This window comes from Corallococcus sp. CA041A (genome assembly GCF_003612075.1).
GTDB lineage: Bacteria > Myxococcota > Myxococcia > Myxococcales > Myxococcaceae > Corallococcus > Corallococcus exiguus.
The window spans coordinates 21,187-38,830 of record NZ_RAWF01000020.1 but is presented as its reverse complement, the minus strand read 5'-3'; the positions used below and the strand labels follow the sequence as shown (position 1 = coordinate 38,830).

15 protein-coding genes are annotated in these 17,644 nt (G+C 68.9%); 7 read left to right on the top strand and 8 right to left on the bottom strand.

Annotated features, from left to right (window positions below):
- Positions 1-97: 97 nt before the first annotated feature.
- The gene (locus tag D7V77_RS06250) at positions 98-961 is read left to right on the top strand and encodes an SDR family oxidoreductase (protein ID WP_120575352.1); all 864 of its coding nucleotides are present in this window, start codon (positions 98-100) and stop codon (positions 959-961) included.
- A 3-nt stretch (positions 962-964) separates the two neighbouring features.
- Here D7V77_RS06250 and D7V77_RS06245 read toward each other — a convergent pair whose 3' ends face one another.
- Complete coding sequence (locus D7V77_RS06245; protein ID WP_147451996.1) at positions 965-2,095, bottom strand: hypothetical protein; 1,131 nt, start codon at positions 2,093-2,095, stop codon at positions 965-967.
- Positions 2,096-2,248: 153 nt separating this feature from the next.
- On the opposite strand from D7V77_RS06245, the gene D7V77_RS06240 reads away from it, so the two are divergent.
- Entirely contained in the window at positions 2,249-3,061 is an 813-nt protein-coding gene (locus tag D7V77_RS06240; RefSeq protein ID WP_120575350.1) for a GNAT family N-acyltransferase, read from the top strand.
- A gap of 79 nt (positions 3,062-3,140) precedes the next feature.
- Positions 3,141-3,851, top strand: a complete 711-nt coding sequence (locus D7V77_RS06235) for an iron-containing redox enzyme family protein (RefSeq protein ID WP_120575349.1) — start codon at positions 3,141-3,143, stop codon at positions 3,849-3,851.
- A gap of 81 nt (positions 3,852-3,932) precedes the next feature.
- Here the strand turns inward: D7V77_RS06235 and D7V77_RS06230 are convergent, their stop codons facing one another.
- Together D7V77_RS06230 and D7V77_RS06225 are read right to left on the bottom strand one after the other, a co-directional pair.
- Positions 3,933-5,009, bottom strand: coding sequence for a LuxR C-terminal-related transcriptional regulator (locus D7V77_RS06230; protein ID WP_233596721.1), 1,077 nt, complete (start codon positions 5,007-5,009; stop codon positions 3,933-3,935).
- Between the two features lie 724 nt (positions 5,010-5,733).
- Complete coding sequence (locus D7V77_RS06225) at positions 5,734-6,288, bottom strand: hypothetical protein (protein WP_120575347.1); 555 nt, start codon at positions 6,286-6,288, stop codon at positions 5,734-5,736.
- Positions 6,289-6,672: 384 nt separating this feature from the next.
- Between D7V77_RS06225 and D7V77_RS06220 the strand changes: the two genes are divergently transcribed.
- On the top strand, positions 6,673-6,987 hold the full coding sequence (locus tag D7V77_RS06220; RefSeq protein ID WP_120575346.1) for a hypothetical protein: 315 nt from the start codon (positions 6,673-6,675) through the stop codon (positions 6,985-6,987).
- A gap of 55 nt (positions 6,988-7,042) precedes the next feature.
- Here the strand turns inward: D7V77_RS06220 and D7V77_RS06215 are convergent, their stop codons facing one another.
- Positions 7,043-8,434, bottom strand: coding sequence for an APC family permease (locus tag D7V77_RS06215; RefSeq protein WP_120575345.1), 1,392 nt, complete (start codon positions 8,432-8,434; stop codon positions 7,043-7,045).
- 65 nt (positions 8,435-8,499) lie between these two features.
- Here D7V77_RS06215 and D7V77_RS06210 point away from each other — a divergent pair, with 65 nt between their 5' ends.
- Entirely contained in the window at positions 8,500-9,489 is a 990-nt protein-coding gene (locus D7V77_RS06210; protein WP_120575344.1) for a hypothetical protein, read from the top strand.
- 20 nt (positions 9,490-9,509) lie between these two features.
- On the opposite strand, the gene D7V77_RS06205 is transcribed toward D7V77_RS06210, so the two are convergent.
- The gene (locus D7V77_RS06205; protein ID WP_120575343.1) at positions 9,510-9,914 is read right to left on the bottom strand and encodes a RidA family protein; all 405 of its coding nucleotides are present in this window, start codon (positions 9,912-9,914) and stop codon (positions 9,510-9,512) included.
- A 104-nt stretch (positions 9,915-10,018) separates the two neighbouring features.
- Here D7V77_RS06205 and D7V77_RS06200 point away from each other — a divergent pair, with 104 nt between their 5' ends.
- Entirely contained in the window at positions 10,019-10,924 is a 906-nt protein-coding gene (locus tag D7V77_RS06200) for a LysR family transcriptional regulator (RefSeq protein WP_120575342.1), read from the top strand.
- An 18-nt stretch (positions 10,925-10,942) separates the two neighbouring features.
- Here D7V77_RS06200 and D7V77_RS06195 read toward each other — a convergent pair whose 3' ends face one another.
- Together D7V77_RS06195 and D7V77_RS06190 are read right to left on the bottom strand one after the other, a co-directional pair.
- Positions 10,943-11,356, bottom strand: a complete 414-nt coding sequence (locus D7V77_RS06195) for an immunoglobulin-like domain-containing protein (RefSeq protein ID WP_147451995.1) — start codon at positions 11,354-11,356, stop codon at positions 10,943-10,945.
- 190 nt (positions 11,357-11,546) lie between these two features.
- The gene (locus D7V77_RS06190) at positions 11,547-14,432 is read right to left on the bottom strand and encodes a YncE family protein (RefSeq protein WP_120575369.1); all 2,886 of its coding nucleotides are present in this window, start codon (positions 14,430-14,432) and stop codon (positions 11,547-11,549) included.
- A gap of 236 nt (positions 14,433-14,668) precedes the next feature.
- Here D7V77_RS06190 and D7V77_RS06185 point away from each other — a divergent pair, with 236 nt between their 5' ends.
- Entirely contained in the window at positions 14,669-17,383 is a 2,715-nt protein-coding gene (locus D7V77_RS06185) for a LuxR C-terminal-related transcriptional regulator (RefSeq protein ID WP_120575340.1), read from the top strand.
- Here the strand turns inward: D7V77_RS06185 and D7V77_RS06180 are convergent.
- Positions 17,380-17,640, bottom strand: coding sequence for a hypothetical protein (locus D7V77_RS06180; protein WP_120575339.1), 261 nt, complete (start codon positions 17,638-17,640; stop codon positions 17,380-17,382). The two genes, D7V77_RS06185 and D7V77_RS06180, sit on opposite strands and share 4 nt — an antisense overlap.
- Between the last annotated feature and the right edge of the window lie 4 nt (positions 17,641-17,644).

The window sequence follows — 17,644 nt, the reverse complement described above, 5'->3', positions numbered from 1 at the left end:
GGCGATGGTAACGAACACTTGATAACGTCGATAGCGGCCGCTACGTTATCGAAGGTATCTAGAATTCGTTTCCGTCGATACGGAAGAGGGACGCCCGATGATCGTCGTGACCGGAGCAACGGGGCAGCTTGGCCGCCTCATCGTGGAAAAGCTCATCGCCCGCGTCCCGGTGGACCGGGTCGCCGTCAGCGTCCGGGACGTCCAGAAGGCCCGGGACCTGGCGGCACGCGGCGTCCGGGTGCGGAGCGGGGACTTCGCGGAGCCGAAGAGCCTCGCGCATGCCTTCGAGGGCGCGACCCAGGTGCTGATGGTCTCGTCGAACGCGGCCGCGCATGGGGGCGATCCCCTGGCCCAGCATCGCTCCGCCATCGACGCCGCGCGGTCCGCCGGCGCGCGGCGCATCGTCTACACGAGCCACATGGGAGCGAGCCGTACATCGGCGTTTCCACCGATGCTCGACCACGCGGCGACGGAGCAGATGCTTGCGGAGTCCGGTGTGGCGTGGACCTCGCTTCGGAATGGCTTCTACGCCTCGAGCGCGGCGTTCCTGCTGGAGCGGGCCCTGTCATCGGGTGTGTTCGAGGCCCCCGCGGACGGAAAGGTCTCCTGGACCACGCACGCGGACCTCGCGGAGGCGGCGGCGGTCATCCTCACGAACGAGGGGCGGTTCGATGGGCCGACGCCGCCGCTCACCGCGTCGCAGGCGCTCGACTTCGGGGAGCTGTGCGACATCGCGTCCGGCATCCTCGGACGTCCCATCCGTCGAAGCACCGTGTCGGAGGACGAGATGCGCGCGAAGCTCGTGGCGAGCGGCATGCCCGCGCCCGTGGTCGGCATCTCGCTCGGCCTCTACCGCGCGAGCCGCGACGGCGAGTTCGCGGCGGTCGACCCCACGCTGCGGCAGCTGCTCGGGCGTGAGCCGGTGAGCATGCGCGAGCTGCTCGCCGGCAAGCTGCGCTGAGGCTCAGGGCGCGGGGATGAACCGGAGCTCTCCGGGCCGCATGGGCCCCAGGTACTTCAGCCACTTCTCGTACTCGCTGTCGTACGACGCCCGGCGCACGTAGACGTCTCCGAAGTTCCCCGAGGTGGGCGTGGCGCGCAGCCACAGGTCCAGCGCGCCCGTGTCGTCCATCCGCGCCACGCCGACGTCTCCCGGCGACGGCGTTCCCGGCAACGGGGGCAGCGGCTCCACGCCGTCGTCAGGCTTCGTCTGGAGGCTCTGGATGCGGTCTCGAATCGCGTCCAGCACCCAGGGGTCCATGCCCGGCAGGGCGCGCAGGCGGGGCTCCTGGGCCTCCAGCCGCGCGCTCAGCGTGGGGAGCACCTGGGTGCGGAGGGTCTCCACGGCCCGGGCATCCCAGCCCAGGTAGCGGGTGCTGCTCTGGAGCGCCAGCTGCAACCCGCCCAGGTCCTCCAGGGTCGGCAGGTCCTGTCTCCGGGCCAGCCACGTTTCATAGAACGTGCGGAGGAACCACTCCTGGTCATACCGGATGACCGGCACCGTCCTGCCCCATTCCCAGTCCGGCGCGAGCCCCGTCTGCCCCAGGTGCCAGGTATTGAAGCCGCCCCGCGAGTCGGCGAACTTCGCGAGCTCCGTCCAGCGGGCCTCGGCGTCGGGGCGGGACTCGATGAACTCGCGGCACCGGCGCATGTCCTCGGCCGAAGCGCGCGGATCCGCGGCCACCAGGTCGCACGCCTTGTCCGACGCGCCTCCTTCGACCGCCGCGCGCAGTGCGAGCCGCGCCTCCAGCTCCTGCCGTGCGCGGTGACGCGACGTCGACCACTCGCCCCCCATGATGGCCAGGGCGGCGGTGACGGCGCACGCGACCAGCGCCACCATGGGCAGGCCCATCCCCAGCGGGAGCGAGTCGAACGGGCGGTCCGACAGGAAGCGCCGCCAGCCGACCCAGAGGGTGAGGAGCAGGGGGAGCACCGCGAGCACGAAGGCCAGCCCGTTCAACGCCTGATGCAGCGGCGTGGCGGAGTGCCGGTACGACTCGCTGCTGAAGGCGAGGGTGAAGAAGGTGCCGACCAGCAGCGCCACGCCCAGCCCCAGCTCCACCAGCAGACACACTCCCGCTGCGACCGCGCTCATCCTCGATGCCCCCATCCGTCGCGGTCAGGGCCCCATGCTCCCGGCCGCATGTTTCAGCGTAGTCGAATCCGCGCTCGAACTCGGGTCACCCGCGACGAAATAACGTGTGAGGGCGGTGAGACACCGGCCCGTTTCCCTACCGGGAGAGGACCCATGAGCTGCATTCACTGGCGCTGGCGTGTTGCCACCACACAGCGGGATCTCGATGACGTGGCTCGCATCCGCTGGGCCGTCTTTGGCGGAGAGATGGGATTGCTGCACGCGCAGTGGTCGGTGTCGCGGCGGGAGATGACCTGCATCGACACGCTCGACACCACGGTGCACCTGCTCGTCCATGCCGGCTCGGAGGCCGTGGCGACCATGCGGGTGGCGCTGCCCAACGCGGAGGTGGCGGCGAACCTGGGCGGGACGGTGGGGCTGGAGATGGCGCAGCGGGTGGACCTCTCCAGGGTCATCCAGCCGGGCATGTCGTTCGCGGAGCCCTCGCGCTTCTGCGTGCTGCCGAAGTGGCGCCGCACGGAGGCCGTCACGTGGCTGCAGACGGCCATGTACACGGAGAGCCGGCGGCGCGGGGTGACGCACTGGATTGCGTCCGCGAACCTGGAGACGGACTCGCCCGAGGACGCGCTCCTGTCGTGGCAGGTGGCGGCCAGCCGCGGATGGCTCAGCCCTCGCTGGCGGGTGGACGTGCCCGACCCGTGGCAGGCGCCGGTGCATCCCCGCAACCGCTTCTATACGCCCGAGGAGCGGGCCAGGGCGGAGCAGGGGCAGCTGGACGGACTGCGGCTGCCCCGGTCGCCCTCGCTCTTCGCCAGCACGATGGGGGCTCGCTTCATCTCGGAGCCGCTCTACGACGCGTACTTCCAGTGGTTCACGCTGCCGCTCGTCATGGCGCTGGATGAAATCCCCGCGGACAGCCTGGCGCGCTTCCACTCGCTGGAGTTCGGTGTGAGCCCCGCCGCCTAGGCCGGGGCCGTTCCTTTCTTCCCTTCACCTTCCACACGCAACAACCGGGAGCCCGAAAGGCCCCGGACAGGAGACGTACGTGCAAACCCAGACGGAGCAGCAGACGGCAACGAATTGGCTGGCGGCGCTGGACGAAGAGGCGCGGGGGCTGGTGGCGGCGGTGGATGCGCACCCGGACGCCCGCGGCCTCCTCGACGGCACCCTCGACGTGGAGGGCTACATCCACTACCTCGTCCAGACGTATCACTACGCCCGCTGGAGCACCCCCATCCTCGCCGAGGCGGGCCACCGGCTGAACCGGCTGGGCCGGCACCCGGAGCTGGCGAAGCTGTTGATCCAGAAGGGGGAGGAGGAGCGGGGACACGACATCTGGTTGCTGACGGACCTGAAGAACCTGGGCGTCCCGGAGGCGCAGGTGGAGGCGGCGGCGCACAACCCCGCGGTGGATGCCTACACGGGGTGGAACTTCTTCACGTCGCTCTCGGGCGTGCCGACGGCGGTGCTGGGGACCGCGTACGCGCTGGAGTACCTGTCGCAGACGCGGGCGGGCGTGTGGGCGGAGCGGCTGCTGGAGGTGTCCACCATCCCCAACATCCGCAAGTCCGTCACGTTCCTGCGCAGCCACGGCGCGCTGGACGGGGGCCACGTGGCGGAGATGCAGAAGATCCTGACGCCGCTGACGGACCCGGAGGACCAGGAGGCCATCCTCTTCTCCGCCCGGGTCGCCCGGAGCGTCTACCCGCGCATCTTCCGCGAGGCCGCCACCGCCGGCCACCCCCACACGAGGTAGAGACAAACACACGCAAGCTGGGAGAGCCTCCCGTTCGAGCCCTGGCCCTACGGGAGGCGTCTTTCCTTGCGTTCGAATTTCTCAGACAGGCTTGTTGAGGCGCGCGGCCTGGTAGATGAGGTCCGCGCGACTGTCGATGCCCAGCCTGTCGAAGATGTTCCGCACGTGGGTCTTCACGGTCAGATGGGTTCGGCCAATCTCACTGGCGATCTGCTCGTTGGTCCAGTTGCGGAGCAGGAACGTCGCGATGGTGACCTGCTGGGGCGTGAGCTTGCTCTTCATCTCCGCGGGAAGCGGGATGGAGTGGGGCGTCTCGTTCAGCAGGAGGGCCCATCGCCGGGGGCCGTCAGCGGTGGGCAGCTCAACGAACCGGCACGTGCGGTTGCCATCGTCATGGTTGAGGACCCATTGGCTCTTGCCGAGCCGCGCGTCCGCGTCCATGCGAATCAAGGCGTCCAACCGCTCCTTGAGGACGAGCGGGAGCCCGGAGGAGTGGAGGTCCGAGCGGGCGAACCACCGATCCAGGAGGGCGACGGCGGAGTCGGAGCGGAGCGCCTCCTCGAAGGAAGACTCCACGATCAGGAAGGCGGAGTCGGTGCGGCGGTAGAGCTCATCGAGGAGGCTGGCACCGGTCATGAGGGTCTGGAAGTCACCGCAGTTGCGCACGGCGTTCACGAGGTGCGGGGCGAAGTTGGAGAGGACGGCGGAGTTGTGGGTGGTGAAGGCGCGTTGCCGGTTCCGGTAGAGCGCGAGGGCGGCGACGAGACCGGGGCGGACGGGGAGGAGCATGGCCATGATGTGCTCCAGGCATGGATCCAGCTCCCGGCTGCGTTGGTAGATGAGCGTTCGCTCATACTCTCCGCGGGTGAGGAGCTGCGTGTCGCGGACGGGCACGTTGGGCCGGGCGAAGATGGGGGCCCGGAGGAAGTCATGGTCAATCAGGCTGGCATACTCATCGAGGATGCGGAGCGGGTGGCCCGGAACGAACCACCGGAAGTCCGCGTTGGGCGCGACGTGCATGAGGCACAGCGCCATGGCGTCGGCCTGGACGAGCTCGAGGAAGGGGGCGCGTACGGCATCGAGGGCCTGGGGGAGGAGCAGCGTGCTGTTGAGGGCCAAGAGGGCCCGGTCCTTGATCCCGTCGGCAGTGCGATTCATGGGACTGAACATCCACCCTCCTGGGGCAACCCTGCGGGTTTGTACGTCGCGACCGCTCATCCATAGCGATGTGCTGAAAACCTGTCCCTCACCCTCAAGAGGTATTGCCCGGCCCCTTCGGTTCGGGCAGGCGCCGCCCCACCGTGGCCTCCGGGAGCCTCCTCCGCGAAGAGCAGGGGGCCGTTGGGCACACCGGACAGGATGGTCCCCCGCGTCGCTTCGCACGCTGCTGGCGCCGAAGCAGGCGGTGTTGCCCAGACCGGTGAAGTGGTCGGGCGCGTCCACCCACGGCGGGGCCCAGTGGGAGACATCCGGGCTCCTGGCCCGTGTTGGCTGACTGTGGATTGGACACGCTCACCGTGCCCAGGGTCGTGCCATCCGACCTCCAGACGTCGATGCGGCCGTGGGTGTTCGCGAAGAAGAACCGGGCGTTCCCCATGGACGTGAACGTCGAGGGAGAACCCGACAGCGTTCCGGGAGTCAGGTCGCGGACGCGGGCCGGTATTTCTTTCGCTTGGGCCTGCTGGAACGACGGGACGGCACACAGCAACGGCAGCAGGGCTATGTCAGCTCGGCGCATGTCTTCTCTGGGGCGAGGACCCAGCGAATCTTGCCACGGCCGGCTGGATCATCTCCAGAGCTGTCATTGCGCTCCAGGATGTCGCGATTGACCCTGCACCGCCCGAGGCCTCCTGCAACGGCCCCGGGCGGAGTGACGCTCACGTCACTGCATGATGGTGACGATCTGCGCCTGGCAGGTGTTCACGTCGATGATGGAGTTGATGGTGTCGACGGCGCAGATGGCGCCGCCATAGGTGCCGTAATAGACCGTCGCGGTGCAGGTCCCGGCGTTGTCGGCGATGTCCACGCGCCAGACACAGGTCTTCGAGGTGGACGGGGCCGACGGGTTGACCGTCCAGTAGTACTGCTGGGAGAACGACGGGGCCGGCGCGGGGGCGTTGATCTGGAACCCGCCCAGGGTGGCGGTGGGCACGGGATAGGGCGAGAACACGCCGTTGAACGTGCCGGTCACGGTCTGGAGGCCCAGGGAGATGGTGGCGCCGCTCTGGTTGGAGACGAAGAAGTTCTCCAGGGCCGGGCCAATGGAGGCGCCGCCCTTCACCTGGGCAATTTCAACCGCGCCCTCGCGAACGCTGACGTACTCGTCGCGCTGGGACAGGTAGTCGGGGAACCCGAGGTCGGCCGGAGCGGCAAAGGCAACCGACGGCGCGAGGGACAACAGGGAGGCGGCCAGGAAACGCTTCACGTTCCTCGTCATGGACTACTCCTGAATTGATTGTGTGGGGTTGGCCGAAGCCGAGGACTTCCTACCACTGGTCTTGATTTAACTGCAAATCAGAACGAGCAAATCAGGTGATTCCTGTGGGCGCGGACGATTGCGTCCGGATGGTGTTGCACATTGCGTTGGAGGCCCGGCTAGGGGTTTTCCACGGGTCTGCCCATACACGCCACCTGGGTTCGGCGTGCCCCCGCTCGCCGGGTAGGCAGGCGAGCGAGGGGCGCCGCAATGGGCACAATCAGCCGCAGGCTTCCGTCAGCTCCCCGATGTCGTTGAGCGACTGAGAGCAAACAAATACGTGTTGTATTCGTAGTCAAATAGCATCATACATTGATGGGGCAGTTCTTCTCAGACGGAGCACACATGCGCACGCTGCAGAAGTCCCTCCTGGCTGCCCTGGCTGTTGTTTCCCTTTCGCCCGCGGCGGCCCTGGCCGCGAAGCCCCAGTGTGAAGACATCTGTTATGAAAGGCCCTGCAGCATGGTCTGTGATGTCTGGGGACGCACGACCACGTGCGCCGAGAACGCGATGTTCTGGGGCTGCGTGGATGGCATTGGCGGCTCCAGCGACTCCTCCGCCCCGGCGACCCCGGAAGCGGTCCAGCAGGCCGATGCCTCCGCGCAGGTGTGCAGCGAGCAGAACCCGGCCGCTGAGCAGTCCGCCGCCGTCGAGAGCTGAGTCGCGAGCGTGAACCGGGGCGCCTGGCGATCGCGATGGATCGCCGGGCCTCCCATCAAGGCGCGCCCAGGGCCGGCGGGGTCTCTGTCCGCCGGGTGCGCCGGCGCCAGAACAGGAACACGGGCACGCCCGCGCCAAACAGCAACGTGCCCTTGAGCGCGTTGAGCGGGTTGGAGGCCGTGGAGCCCAGCAGGACGTACAGCGCCGCCGCGATGAAGAGGAGCGGGGTGATGGGATAGCCGGGCACCCGGTACGCGGCGCGAGGCACCAGCCCCTGGCGTTCGCGCGCTCGGTAGACGAACAGCGTCGCGGCCGTGGCGCCGAAGATGAGCCAGTCGGCGAAGACGACGTAATCGAGCAGCTCGCCGTACGTGCCCGTGCCCGTGAGGAGGATGGCCCAGGCCGCCTGGAAGAGGATGGCGTTGGAGGGCGTGCGGTAGCGCGGGTGCAGCCGGGCCATCCACGGGAAGAACAGTCCATCCGCCGCCATGGCCTGGTAGACGCGCGGAGATACCAGGATGACGAGGTTGAGGAACCCGAAGGTGGAGAGGGCGACGCCCAGGGTGATGAACGTGCGGCCCGCGGGCCCGATGAGCTGGCCGAGCGCGTCCGCCGCCGGAGCGCTGCTCGCCGCGAGCCCCACCGCGCCGAGCGTGCGCAGGTAGGTGAGGTTCGCGAGCAGGTACACCGTCACCACGCCGATGACGCCGAGCAGCAGGGCGCGCGGCAGGTTGCGCTCGGGGTCGACCATCTCCTCGGCCACGAAGTTCGTCTGCTGCCAGCCGCCGTAGCTGAACAGCACCGGGACGAGCGCCGCCCCCAGCGCGAGCACGAGGGAGTCGGGCGCCACCGGAGCGGCCACGACCTCCACCGCGGCGGGATGGGCGCTTTCGAGCAGGAGCCCTGCTCCCACGAGCACCGCGAGCGCCAGCAGCTTGAGCACGGTGAAGACGTTCTGCGTGAGCGTCCCGGACCGCACGCCGAAGTAGTTCACCCCGGAGAGCAGGAGGATGGCGCCGACGGCGAGGGGGAAGCGGAAGCCGGGCCCCAGGCCGGTGAGCGCGAGCGTGTAGTTGGCGAAGGTGACGGCCACCGCGGCGATGGCCCCGGTGGCGATCATCAGCATCAATCCCCACGCATTGAGGAACGCGGGCAGGGGACCAAAGGCATCCCGCAGGTAGACATAGCTGCCGCCCGCCCTGGGGATGCGCTGACCCAATTCCCCGTAGATGAAGGCGCCAATGAGCGCCACGACTCCGCCGAGCAGCCACACGGCCAGGGTGAGCGCGGGTGTGTGCACGCGCTGCGCGACGATGGCCGGGTTGAGGAAGATGCCCGACCCGATGATGCCGCCAATGACGAGCATCACCCCCGAGAACAATCCGACGCGCCGGGCGTAGCCGTCGCGGTGGGCTCCAGCTTCATCCTGTGGGTTGGAGGGGCTCATGGGCCCCCAGCATATCGGCTAGCATGGCTGCTCCCGAACGTGTCCATGTTGGAAGGAGGGGCCCCTTGGCGACTTCGGATGGCATCGACCCGGCGCTGGATGCCCTGGCGGTAGAAGGCCCCCTGTCAGGCGTGGAGAGTGCCCTGCGCGCGCTCCCCGCGGCCCAGCAGGCCCGTCGCTTCAAGCACCGCCTGATGTCCGGGGCGCGGTCCCTGGCGCCGCTGGGGGGCGTCGTCCTGTGCATCGGGATTGCTGGCACTGTCGAAGGCCCGCTGTCCGTCGTGGCGGGAGTCCTGGGGCTCGGGCTGGCGGCCGCATTGGGGATTCGCGGGATGTTCTCCACCCGCTTTCGCGTGCCCGGGCACGCTGGCGACGATCCGGGCCGCCGGCCGGAGCTGGTGGTCCGGGTGCTTCAGCGCCTCAAGGCGGACCTCGCGCCGGATACGCCTGTGCGCCTGCGGCTTCGTCCCGACCCCCGTCCCCAGGGGCCTGGTTCGAGCCTGTATGTCCTCAAGCGCATCAAGACGGCTCCGCCGGATGTGTTGGACCCGTGGCTCACGTTGGAAACGCGGCTGGCGGATGGCTCGCACCTGCGGCTGAGCGCGGTGGAGCGACGCCGGGTCCGGGTCAGCGACCGTGGACCCAACGGGCCCCGGCGGCGCACGCGGATCAAGGAAAACGATGCGCTGTTCCTGGAGGCCCGGCTGCGAGTGAAGGAGAAGCGGCACCCGCGGCTCGCGGCGCTGTCACTCGACCGGGCCCGGGCGGCCGTGCGCCTTCCTCCCGGCGCGAAGCTCCAGCGGCTGCGCATCACCGGAGAGCACCTGCGGCTCCGGATCCAGCTGGAGGAGACCTGGCGTCCCTTTGTCCCGAAGGACACGGGGGAGGAGAAGTCCTCCACCCCGGATGCATCCCGCGCGGTGACGATGATGCTGCTGAGCCTCTACCAGATGCTCCACCTCGCCCGCACGCCCGTGGCCCCCAAGGTCGTCAAGCCGCCGCGCGAGAAGCCGCCACACCCGCGCTCCAGGTCGCGGCGCCGCCGGTCCGGGTGACCCCTGAAGCGGGAAGCGGCTCAGCCCACGATGGCCGTGGCTTCGATCTCCACAAGGACGCCCGGCTCGTAAAGCGCCGAGACCCCGATCAGCGAGGCCGGCGCTGGCGAGATCCGCAGCTCCCTGGCGGCCTGCTCGATGCCGGCGATGAAGTCAGGCATCGCTTCGCGCTTCCAGTCGACCACGTAGAACGTCAGCCGGACGACGTCGTCGAACGTCGCCCCGGCGGCCGCGAGGGCGATGGCGACGTTGCGGTAGGCTTGCGCCACCTGTCCGGCCAGGTCGCCGCGAGCGACCAACTGGCCCTCTGCGTCGTACGCGACCTGTCCCGCGATGTGCACCTGCCGGGTGCCGGTGGCGATGGCCACCTGCCGGTACACGTCGGGCTTCATGATTCCGTCGGGGTTGAGCAGGGTCACGGGCATGGGTGATCTCCAGGGAGAGGTGAGTGCCGGACTCGTATACCGGGCCCATTGACGAACAGCGTTCCCCTCTGCCGCGACGCGGTCGCTACAATCGAGCGCCCTCGATGAAACGCGCCCACCTGGATGAGATCTTCGCCTTCATGTCCGTCGTGGACGCGGGCAGCTTCGTGGGCGGCGGAGAGGCGCTCGGCCTGACGCGCTCGGCGGCGGGCAAGGCCTTGGCCCGGTTGGAGTCCCGCCTGGGGGTGCGCCTGCTCAATCGCACCACACGCCAGCTGAGCCTCACCGACGAGGGCCGTGTCTTTCATGAGCACTGCCTGCAGGTCCTCGCGGCCCTGGACGACGCGGAAGCGAGTGTCGGGCAGCGCACGGGGACTCCCCGAGGGTTGCTGCGGCTCACGCTGCCCGCCGCGTTCGGCAGACTGCATGTCCTTCCCTTGCTGCGGGACTATCTGCGGACCTGGCCCGAGGTGCAGGCGGAGGTGAGCTTCTCCGACCGCGTCTCGGACATCATCGAGGAGGGCTACGACCTGGCAGTGCGCATCAATGCCTCCAGCACCGATACGCGCCTGGTTTCGCGGACCGTGGCCCGATCCCCGGTGTTCGTCTGCGCGGCGCCCGCCTACCTGGAGGCGCGCGGCGAACCTGGCACGCCGGAGGATCTGGCGGAGCATGAGTGTCTGGTCTTCAGCAGCCGGACGCGACGGCAGCATTGGCACCTGCGCCAGAAGGACGGCGCCACGGTGAAGGTGGAAGGACGAAGCCGCCTGCGGCTCGACAGTGGCGAGGCGATCCGGGACGCAGCCGTCGCGGGGCTGGGCATCGCCTATCTTCCCGGCTTCCTGGTCAACGAAGACCTGGCGAGCGGACGGCTCAAGGCGCTGCTTCCGTCCTGTGAAACAGAGCACGTCCCGATCATGGCGCTCTACCCGAGCAGACGTCACCTGCCGGCGAAGGTGCGGCGCTTCATCGACCTGATGGTCGAGCAATTGAACACGCAGGCGCGCTGAGCCGACCCGCCCGCATCATCACGGCTCGATGCGGAAGGGATTGCTGAACACCTGCTCCTGGACGGTTCGTCCGTCGGAGTCGGTTCGGAGGGTGTCCACGTTGTGCGCGATGCGGTACTCGCCGGCAGGCAACTCCGCGGGGAGCCTCAGCGTGCCATGGGCCCGGGCACCGGCCTTCAGCGTGTGCAGCATGAGCTGACATGCCTCGGTCTCGTTCAGGTGCGGAGTGGCGCCCCACCCGCTGTCCTCCCTGCGCTCGAGCCGCACGGTGCAGAGGTTGTAGCCCACCTCGCGAGTGCCCTCGTTGCGCAGCTCGAGCTGGACGGTGTCGCCGGGCCGATACGCAGTGGCGTCCGTGGCGAGAGAGACCTGGACCTCCCCACAAGCCATCAGCAGCGTGGTGAGGACCATCAACGGAACTGTGAGTCGCATCTGCATCCTCCTGGGATTGAGTCCCGGCGCTGATGCAGCCGCCAGGCCATGGGCATCCCATCGTTTTCCCTAAACTGCACTCGCAGCCGTGCCGACAGGCATCTCAGTTATTTGAGAGCGGACACGAAAAAGCCCCACCTCCCCGGGTGGCACCGGAGAGGCGGGGCAGGGGGCCATCCACCTCAGTCCATCACTGACCGTCGAGTCTGCCGTCCAGGTTCCGGTCGAGCGCGATGCGCGTGCCGGAGCCTGGAGGCACCGCGGTGAAGGTCACCTCCTGGCCCAGCGTGTTCGCCAGCGCGCGCAGGGCCGTGGTGGTGAGGTTGGCGGTGCCGTCGTCCGGCTTCCACGTGCCGGCCCCGCGGTCGAAGAGGAAGCCCTTCACGCGGGTGCCGATGGCGGCCTTCGCCACCAGGTCGGCCTCATACGTGGAGCCGCCGAGGATCTTCGACACGAATGGAGCCTTGGCGCGGGCGATGAGCAGGTCGATGCGCGCTCCCACCGCGGAGGCGTTCGTCGACGTGAGCGTCACCTGCTGTCCAACGATGGGCGCCAGGTCGGAGTCCACCGCCATCATGTAGGCCTCCACCTCGCGGCGGTCGGTGTCGCCGCGGAAGCCCACCAGCGGCCCGCCGATGCTGGTGTTGGAGAAGACGATGGCGCTGAAGAAGCGGAACAGCGTGTCCACCGCGCCGTCGTGCGTGTAGCCGAAGCCGCGGATCTGGTCGCCCGTGGGCCCGGTCTCCGAGTGCTGGAAGAAGCTGCTGTCCGGGAAGCCGAACATGCCGACCTTCGTGTACATGTTGCGCACGTGGGGAATCTTCATGATCTGGCTGATTCCCTCGAAGCTGGCCTGACCGTCGGTGCCGAAGTGGCCCTGTGCGGCGTCGATGGTGTGACAGCCATTGCAGTTGAAGCCGGTGTTGGTGCCAATCGCCAGGCCGTCCACGCGGCGGCTGCCGAAGTAGAAGTCGCGGCCGGATGCCTGGGTGGACGTGAGCGAGTTGTCCAGCTTGCGGATGGGGTTGGGCGGCAGCTGCACCTGGAGCTGGTAGTTCGTGAACTGGTTCATCTCCGCCTCGGTGGGCTGATCCACGCGGCCGAGCAACCCCGGGAAGGCGACGACGAAGTTCTTGAACGACAGGGCTTCGTCATACGAACCCGAGCCGAAGAAGCCCGTCGACCGGTCCCCGCGCCAGTGCATGGCGCCGGAGGTGGACATGCCGCGCAGGGTCTGCGTCGTCATGGGCCCCTTCATCGGGTGGAAGGAGTTCTGGTTGCCGGTGCCGTTGACGTCCGAGCTCGGGTGGCCGGTGAGCAGGCGGAACGCGCCAATCTCCAGGCTGCTCGCGAGCCGCTTGTCGATGGCGTTGGTCGTCACCGCGTCATCCGGGTTGCCCAGGTCCCAGGCGAGCTCGTCCTTGTCGCCAAAGATGTGGCAACTGGCGCAGGAGGCCTCTCCGTTCGCCGAGGAGAAGTTCGCGTCGTAGAGGAACGGGCGGCCTTGCACGACGGAGGCGGGCTCGGGGTTGAAGAGGGCCGCCGAGGCCACCTGGCTCTTCGTGGCCAGGTCGATGACCTTCACCGCGTTGTCGAAGCGGGTCATCACGTAGAGGCGGTTGCGCGCCTCGTCCAGCACCAGGCCGCTGGGGCCGCCGCCGCTCACGGGGATGTAGTTGGCGCTCGCGGTCCGGGGATTGAAGGTGTCCGCCTCCAGCGCCGCGGTGTCGAACACGCCGACCTTGCTGGAGCTGAACGCAGCCACGTACAGCTTCGCGCCGTCGCTGGAGATGGCCATCTCCGTGGGCGTGGAGAGGCTGTGATTCTTCGCCGTGGAGTCAAAGCCGGGGGCGCCGGCCAGCTTCGAATAGTCGATGTGCTTGTTCAGGTGGCGCGGAGACACCGTCGTCCCCTTGATGACGGTGATGCGCATCTTCGCGATGTTGCCCTGCACCGTGCTGCCGCCGAAGGTGCCGGGGCCCTCGAAGCGGGTGTGGTTGTTGGCGTCGCTGTTGGTCGCGTACAGCGCGCCCGTCCGCGGGTTGGTGGCCAGGTTGAAGACGGTGGTGCCCACGCCCGTGTAGAACGCCTTCTGCTGCAGGCCGTCCGCGTCGATGGCGAAGACGTCCTTGTCCGGCAGGTTGAAGCGCACGCCGTTGTTCCAGTTGCGGCCGAGCGTGTCCTCCCAGCGGCTGAGGGCGCTGTTCCATTTGACGATGAGGCCCGTCTCCGGCGCCTTCGCACCCTGGGCGTTCGTGGAAGGGCCGGGCAGGCCGCCCAGGAAGAGGTTGTTGCCCCACGGGAACGAGTCCGGCTGGACCAGGCACACGCCCGCGCTGCCAAAGCCGTTGCACACGCTGTCCATGTTGATGGTCGTCGTCCGGTTGCCGGACTGCGCGATGGCCGCATAGACCGTCTTCTTGTCCGGGCTGACGGCGAGGCCTCGCGGCGTGTCGCCGAAGAGCGTCAGGATGCGGACGGGCGTGCCTCCCAGCGTCGCCCCCAGGGACGCGGGGTTGAAGACCCAGATGTCCGCGCGGCCCACGCCCGGCGTGGTGAGCTGCGGGTCCCCCGCGCCGGGCACGGAGGCGATGGATGGATCCGTGCGCTGCTGGCCCCGGTGCGCGGTGGTGATGAACGCATTGCCGTTGGCGCCGGCGAACACGATGTCGCGCGGCTCGTCACCCACGAGCAGCGTGCGCACCACGTGCGGCGTGCCGCTCACGCTCACCACGCTGATGCTGTCGGACAGGTGGTTGACCACCCAGACCTCGGTGTTGTTGCGCACGGCGACGGACACGGGCTCCAGGCCCACCGGCACTTCCGCCGCGAGCGACAGGCCCGCGCTGGTGACATTGAAGACCTCCAGGCGGTTGTCCGGCGTGTTGACGGCGAACAGCTTCGTCCCGTCCGGAGAGAGGGCCAACGGACGCACGTGCGCGCTCTCGAACTCGATGAACGAGGGCGCCTGGGCTGCGGCGGGGGATGCGGCGAACAGCGATGCAGCGGCGCACAGCAGACCGGCTCGGGTGCGCCACCGGTTCTTGCTCGGGCCCACTTGCGGGGTACGGACCATGGGGATCTCCTGGGTGAGCGTGTAAGAGCTGCGCACTCGGGATTACCAGTGAGGCCCGCGACATCGCCCCCTCCGAAGGGAGGGGGTGGGGGAGGGCAATGCACGCATGGGGAGTGTGGGGATGAGACGCACTTCGGTGTTCGCTGGTTGACGTTGGAGGCGTCCCGGCCCCGGTCCCCGCCCGAGTGGCGCGTGGTCTACTTGGGCAATCAATCGGTCACAGGGGGAACGTGCCCATGGGCGATCCGCTCTCGCACCTGCTGCCGACGAAGCTCACGCCGCCGCGGACGGCGTCGGTGCTCGTGTCGCGGAGCGCGGCGCTCCGGAAGATTGAACGGGGTGTTGGCGGCACGCTCGTGCTGGTGACCGCGCCGCTGGGCTCGGGCAAGACGACGTTGCTGACGCAGTGGTACCGCGAGGTGGGCGGATCGCGGTTGCTCGCGTGGCTGTCGCTCGACGAGCGGGACAACGCGCCCGAGCGCTTCTTCTCCTATCTCGTCGGCGCCATCCGCCGCGCGGCCCCGGAGTTCGACGCGTACATCGCGAGCCAGCTGGACGCGCAGGTGGCGCCCCCGCTCGACCATGCGACGACGGTGGTGCTGCGGAGCCTGTGGAACCTGGGGCGCGAGCTCGTCGTGGTGATTGACGACTTCCACGTGCTGCGGGAGCGCTCGCTGGTGCGGGCCTTCTCGTACCTGCTGGACCACGCTCCGCCGCACGTCCACTGGATCGTCTCGTCGCGCAGCCCGCCGGAGCTGGACCTGGCGAAGCTGAAGCTCACCGAGCAGCTGGTGACGCTCGACGGCCGCGACCTGGGCCTGGACGGGGAGGCCATCCACGAGCTGGGTCAGCGCCTGTGCGGCGCCGCGCTCAATCCGGAGGACGTGGAGTACCTGCGCGCGCGCACCGAGGGCTGGGTGGCCGGCGTGAAGCTGGCACTTCTGACGGCGGGCGAGCACGCCAGCGTGAGCGATGCGCTCCGCAAGGCCGTCGGCTCCAATCACGACGTGGCGAGGTACCTGGCGGACGTGGTGCTGCGGGAGCAGACGGAGGAGGTGCACGCGTTCCTGGTGTTGAGCTCGGTGGTGGACCGGCTCAACGGGGAGCTGTGCAACGCGCTCCTGGGCATCACCCAGGGGCCGGCGCTGCTGGCGGAACTGGAGCGGGCGCAGCTGTTCATCCAGTCGCTCGACACGCAGCAGCAGTGGTACCGGTACCACCCCCTGTTCCTCGACTTCCTGCGCACGCAGCTCGCGTGCACGTATGGCGACCGCATCCCCCGGCTGCACCGCGAGGCGAGCGCGTGGTTCGCTGAGCATGCGCTGCCGGACGAAGCGCTGACGCACGCGTTCGCCTCGGGGGACCGGGGCTGGTGCCTGGAGCTCACGGCCCGGTGCGCGGAGGAGTGGATGCGCGAGGGAGAGATTGCCTCCGTGCTCCATTGGACGGCGAAGCTGACGGCGGAGGAGACCTTCCACGCGCCGGCCATCTGCGTGGCGCGCATCGCGTGCCTCATCCTGTCCCGAGGCTTCGCGCCCGCCTCCCTGGCCCTGCAGGACGCGCAGCGCCGGCTCCAGACGGCCGCGGCGGACCCGGAGCGCGAGCGGCTGTCGCGACAACTCTCCAGGCTCGCGCTGCTGCACGCCGTCCTGTCGGACTCGGCCCCGGCGTCTGGCATCGAGCTGGAGGCAACACCGGGGGACGAGGACCCGGACGTCTTCATGGCGGGCGCGGTGCTCGCGGCGAAGGCCTACCAGGCGCTCCGGCAGAACCGGTTCGATGCGATGCGCCGGCTCGCGTCCGTCGCACGAGAGACGCTGCAGGGACTGAACAACCCCTACATGGTGGGCTACACGGACGTCCTCATCGTGCTGGCGGACCGGGCGCAGGGGCACATGAAGGACGCGTCGGACCGGTGCGAGGCGGCGTTCGAGCGCGCGAGCAGGGGACGGCGCAACCCGGTGTGGGTGAACGCGGCGACGGCGCTGGCGAACACCCGCTACGACCAGAACCGGCTGGACGAGGCCGAGGCGCTCTGCATCGAAGTCCTCCCGCTCATGTCACAGGCGGCGGTGTTCGAGACCTTCGCGGTGGCCTACCTGGTGCTGGCCCGCATCAAGGCGATTCGAGGCAAGTACGCGGAGGCCTGGCAGCTCCTGGACTACCTGCACAGTGTGCTCGAATGCGGGCACCAGACGCGCTTCCTGGCCCACGTCTGCGGCGAGAAGATCCGCCTGTCGCTGGTGGAGCAATCCCCCGCGAGGATGAAGGCGGTGGCGCGGGAGTTCGACCTGGGCGAGCGCATGCGCCGGGGCGAATGGAGCGAGCGGCGCTTCTACGACGAGACCTGGGAGCAGCTGGGAGTGGCGCAGGCGTGGGTGTTGATGGCGCGAGGGCGGCATGACCGGGCGCACGGGCTGTTGGAGACGCTGCGGGCCAGCGCGCATGACGCGGGCTGCGTGGCTCGGGAGACGGCGCTGCTGGCCGCGCTGGCGGTGTGTCACTGGCGAGCGGGGGACCCTGCGGCGGCGTTCGCCGCGGTGAACCGGGGGTTCGCGCTGGTGCCCCGGTTCGGCTTCAGCCGGGGCGTGTTCGACGAGACGCCGGGGTTGCAGGAGGTCATCGTCGCGGCGGCCACGCAGCGGAAGCTGAGCCACGTGCTTCCGGCCCGTTACGCCGAGCGGTACCAGGACCTGTTGTCCCTGGGCCCCAGCGGGCCGGCCGGAATCGCGCCCCTGCCGAGCGCGCCTCTGGAGCCGCTGACCGAGCGGGAACTCCAGATGCTCAAGCTCCTGGCCCAGGGGCTGAGCAACCAGGAGATCAGCGAGCGCTCCAACGTGGCGCTCTCCACGACGAAGTGGCACCTGCGCAACGTGTTCTCGAAGCTGGAGGTGACGACGCGCACCGCGGCCATCGTGAAGGCGCGGGAGCGGCTGGCGCGGAACCTCTAACCGCGCTCATCCTTGACCGTCGCGGCGTTCAAGAGCCTGGTGGCATCCGTGTTGGCGAGCGACACCAGGCCGGCAATCTCCTCGACATGTCCCTCCCTGGCGCAGAAGACAATGGCGCCCAGCAATCGGTCGGTGGGATTCGAGACCCGGCTCAACTGCGCGAGCACGGGCTCCACCTGGTCGCGTCCGAACTTCCGCTCAATCTCAGCGACGCGGTCCGCGTGACTGAGTCCGTATTCCTGCTGGTTGCGTGGCATCCTT

Bases quoted from the DNA above. Each gene is read 5' to 3' on its own strand.
- D7V77_RS06190 (WP_120575369.1), bottom strand. From the start codon at position 14,432: ATGGTCCGTACCCCGCAAGTGGGCCCGAGCAAGAACCGGTGGCGCACC.
- D7V77_RS06180 (WP_120575339.1), bottom strand. From the start codon at position 17,640: ATGCCACGCAACCAGCAGGAATACGGACTCAGTCACGCGGACCGCGTC.
- D7V77_RS06245 (WP_147451996.1), bottom strand. From the start codon at position 2,095: ATGAGCGCGGTCGCAGCGGGAGTGTGTCTGCTGGTGGAGCTGGGGCTG.
- D7V77_RS06230 (WP_233596721.1), bottom strand. From the start codon at position 5,009: ATGAATCGCACTGCCGACGGGATCAAGGACCGGGCCCTCTTGGCCCTC.
- D7V77_RS06220 (WP_120575346.1), top strand. From the start codon at position 6,673: ATGCGCACGCTGCAGAAGTCCCTCCTGGCTGCCCTGGCTGTTGTTTCC.
- D7V77_RS06195 (WP_147451995.1), bottom strand. From the start codon at position 11,356: ATGCGACTCACAGTTCCGTTGATGGTCCTCACCACGCTGCTGATGGCT.
- D7V77_RS06240 (WP_120575350.1), top strand. From the start codon at position 2,249: ATGAGCTGCATTCACTGGCGCTGGCGTGTTGCCACCACACAGCGGGAT.
- D7V77_RS06215 (WP_120575345.1), bottom strand. From the start codon at position 8,434: ATGAGCCCCTCCAACCCACAGGATGAAGCTGGAGCCCACCGCGACGGC.
- D7V77_RS06205 (WP_120575343.1), bottom strand. From the start codon at position 9,914: ATGCCCGTGACCCTGCTCAACCCCGACGGAATCATGAAGCCCGACGTG.
- D7V77_RS06225 (WP_120575347.1), bottom strand. From the start codon at position 6,288: ATGACGAGGAACGTGAAGCGTTTCCTGGCCGCCTCCCTGTTGTCCCTC.
- D7V77_RS06200 (WP_120575342.1), top strand. From the start codon at position 10,019: ATGAAACGCGCCCACCTGGATGAGATCTTCGCCTTCATGTCCGTCGTG.
- D7V77_RS06185 (WP_120575340.1), top strand. From the start codon at position 14,669: ATGGGCGATCCGCTCTCGCACCTGCTGCCGACGAAGCTCACGCCGCCG.
- D7V77_RS06250 (WP_120575352.1), top strand. From the start codon at position 98: ATGATCGTCGTGACCGGAGCAACGGGGCAGCTTGGCCGCCTCATCGTG.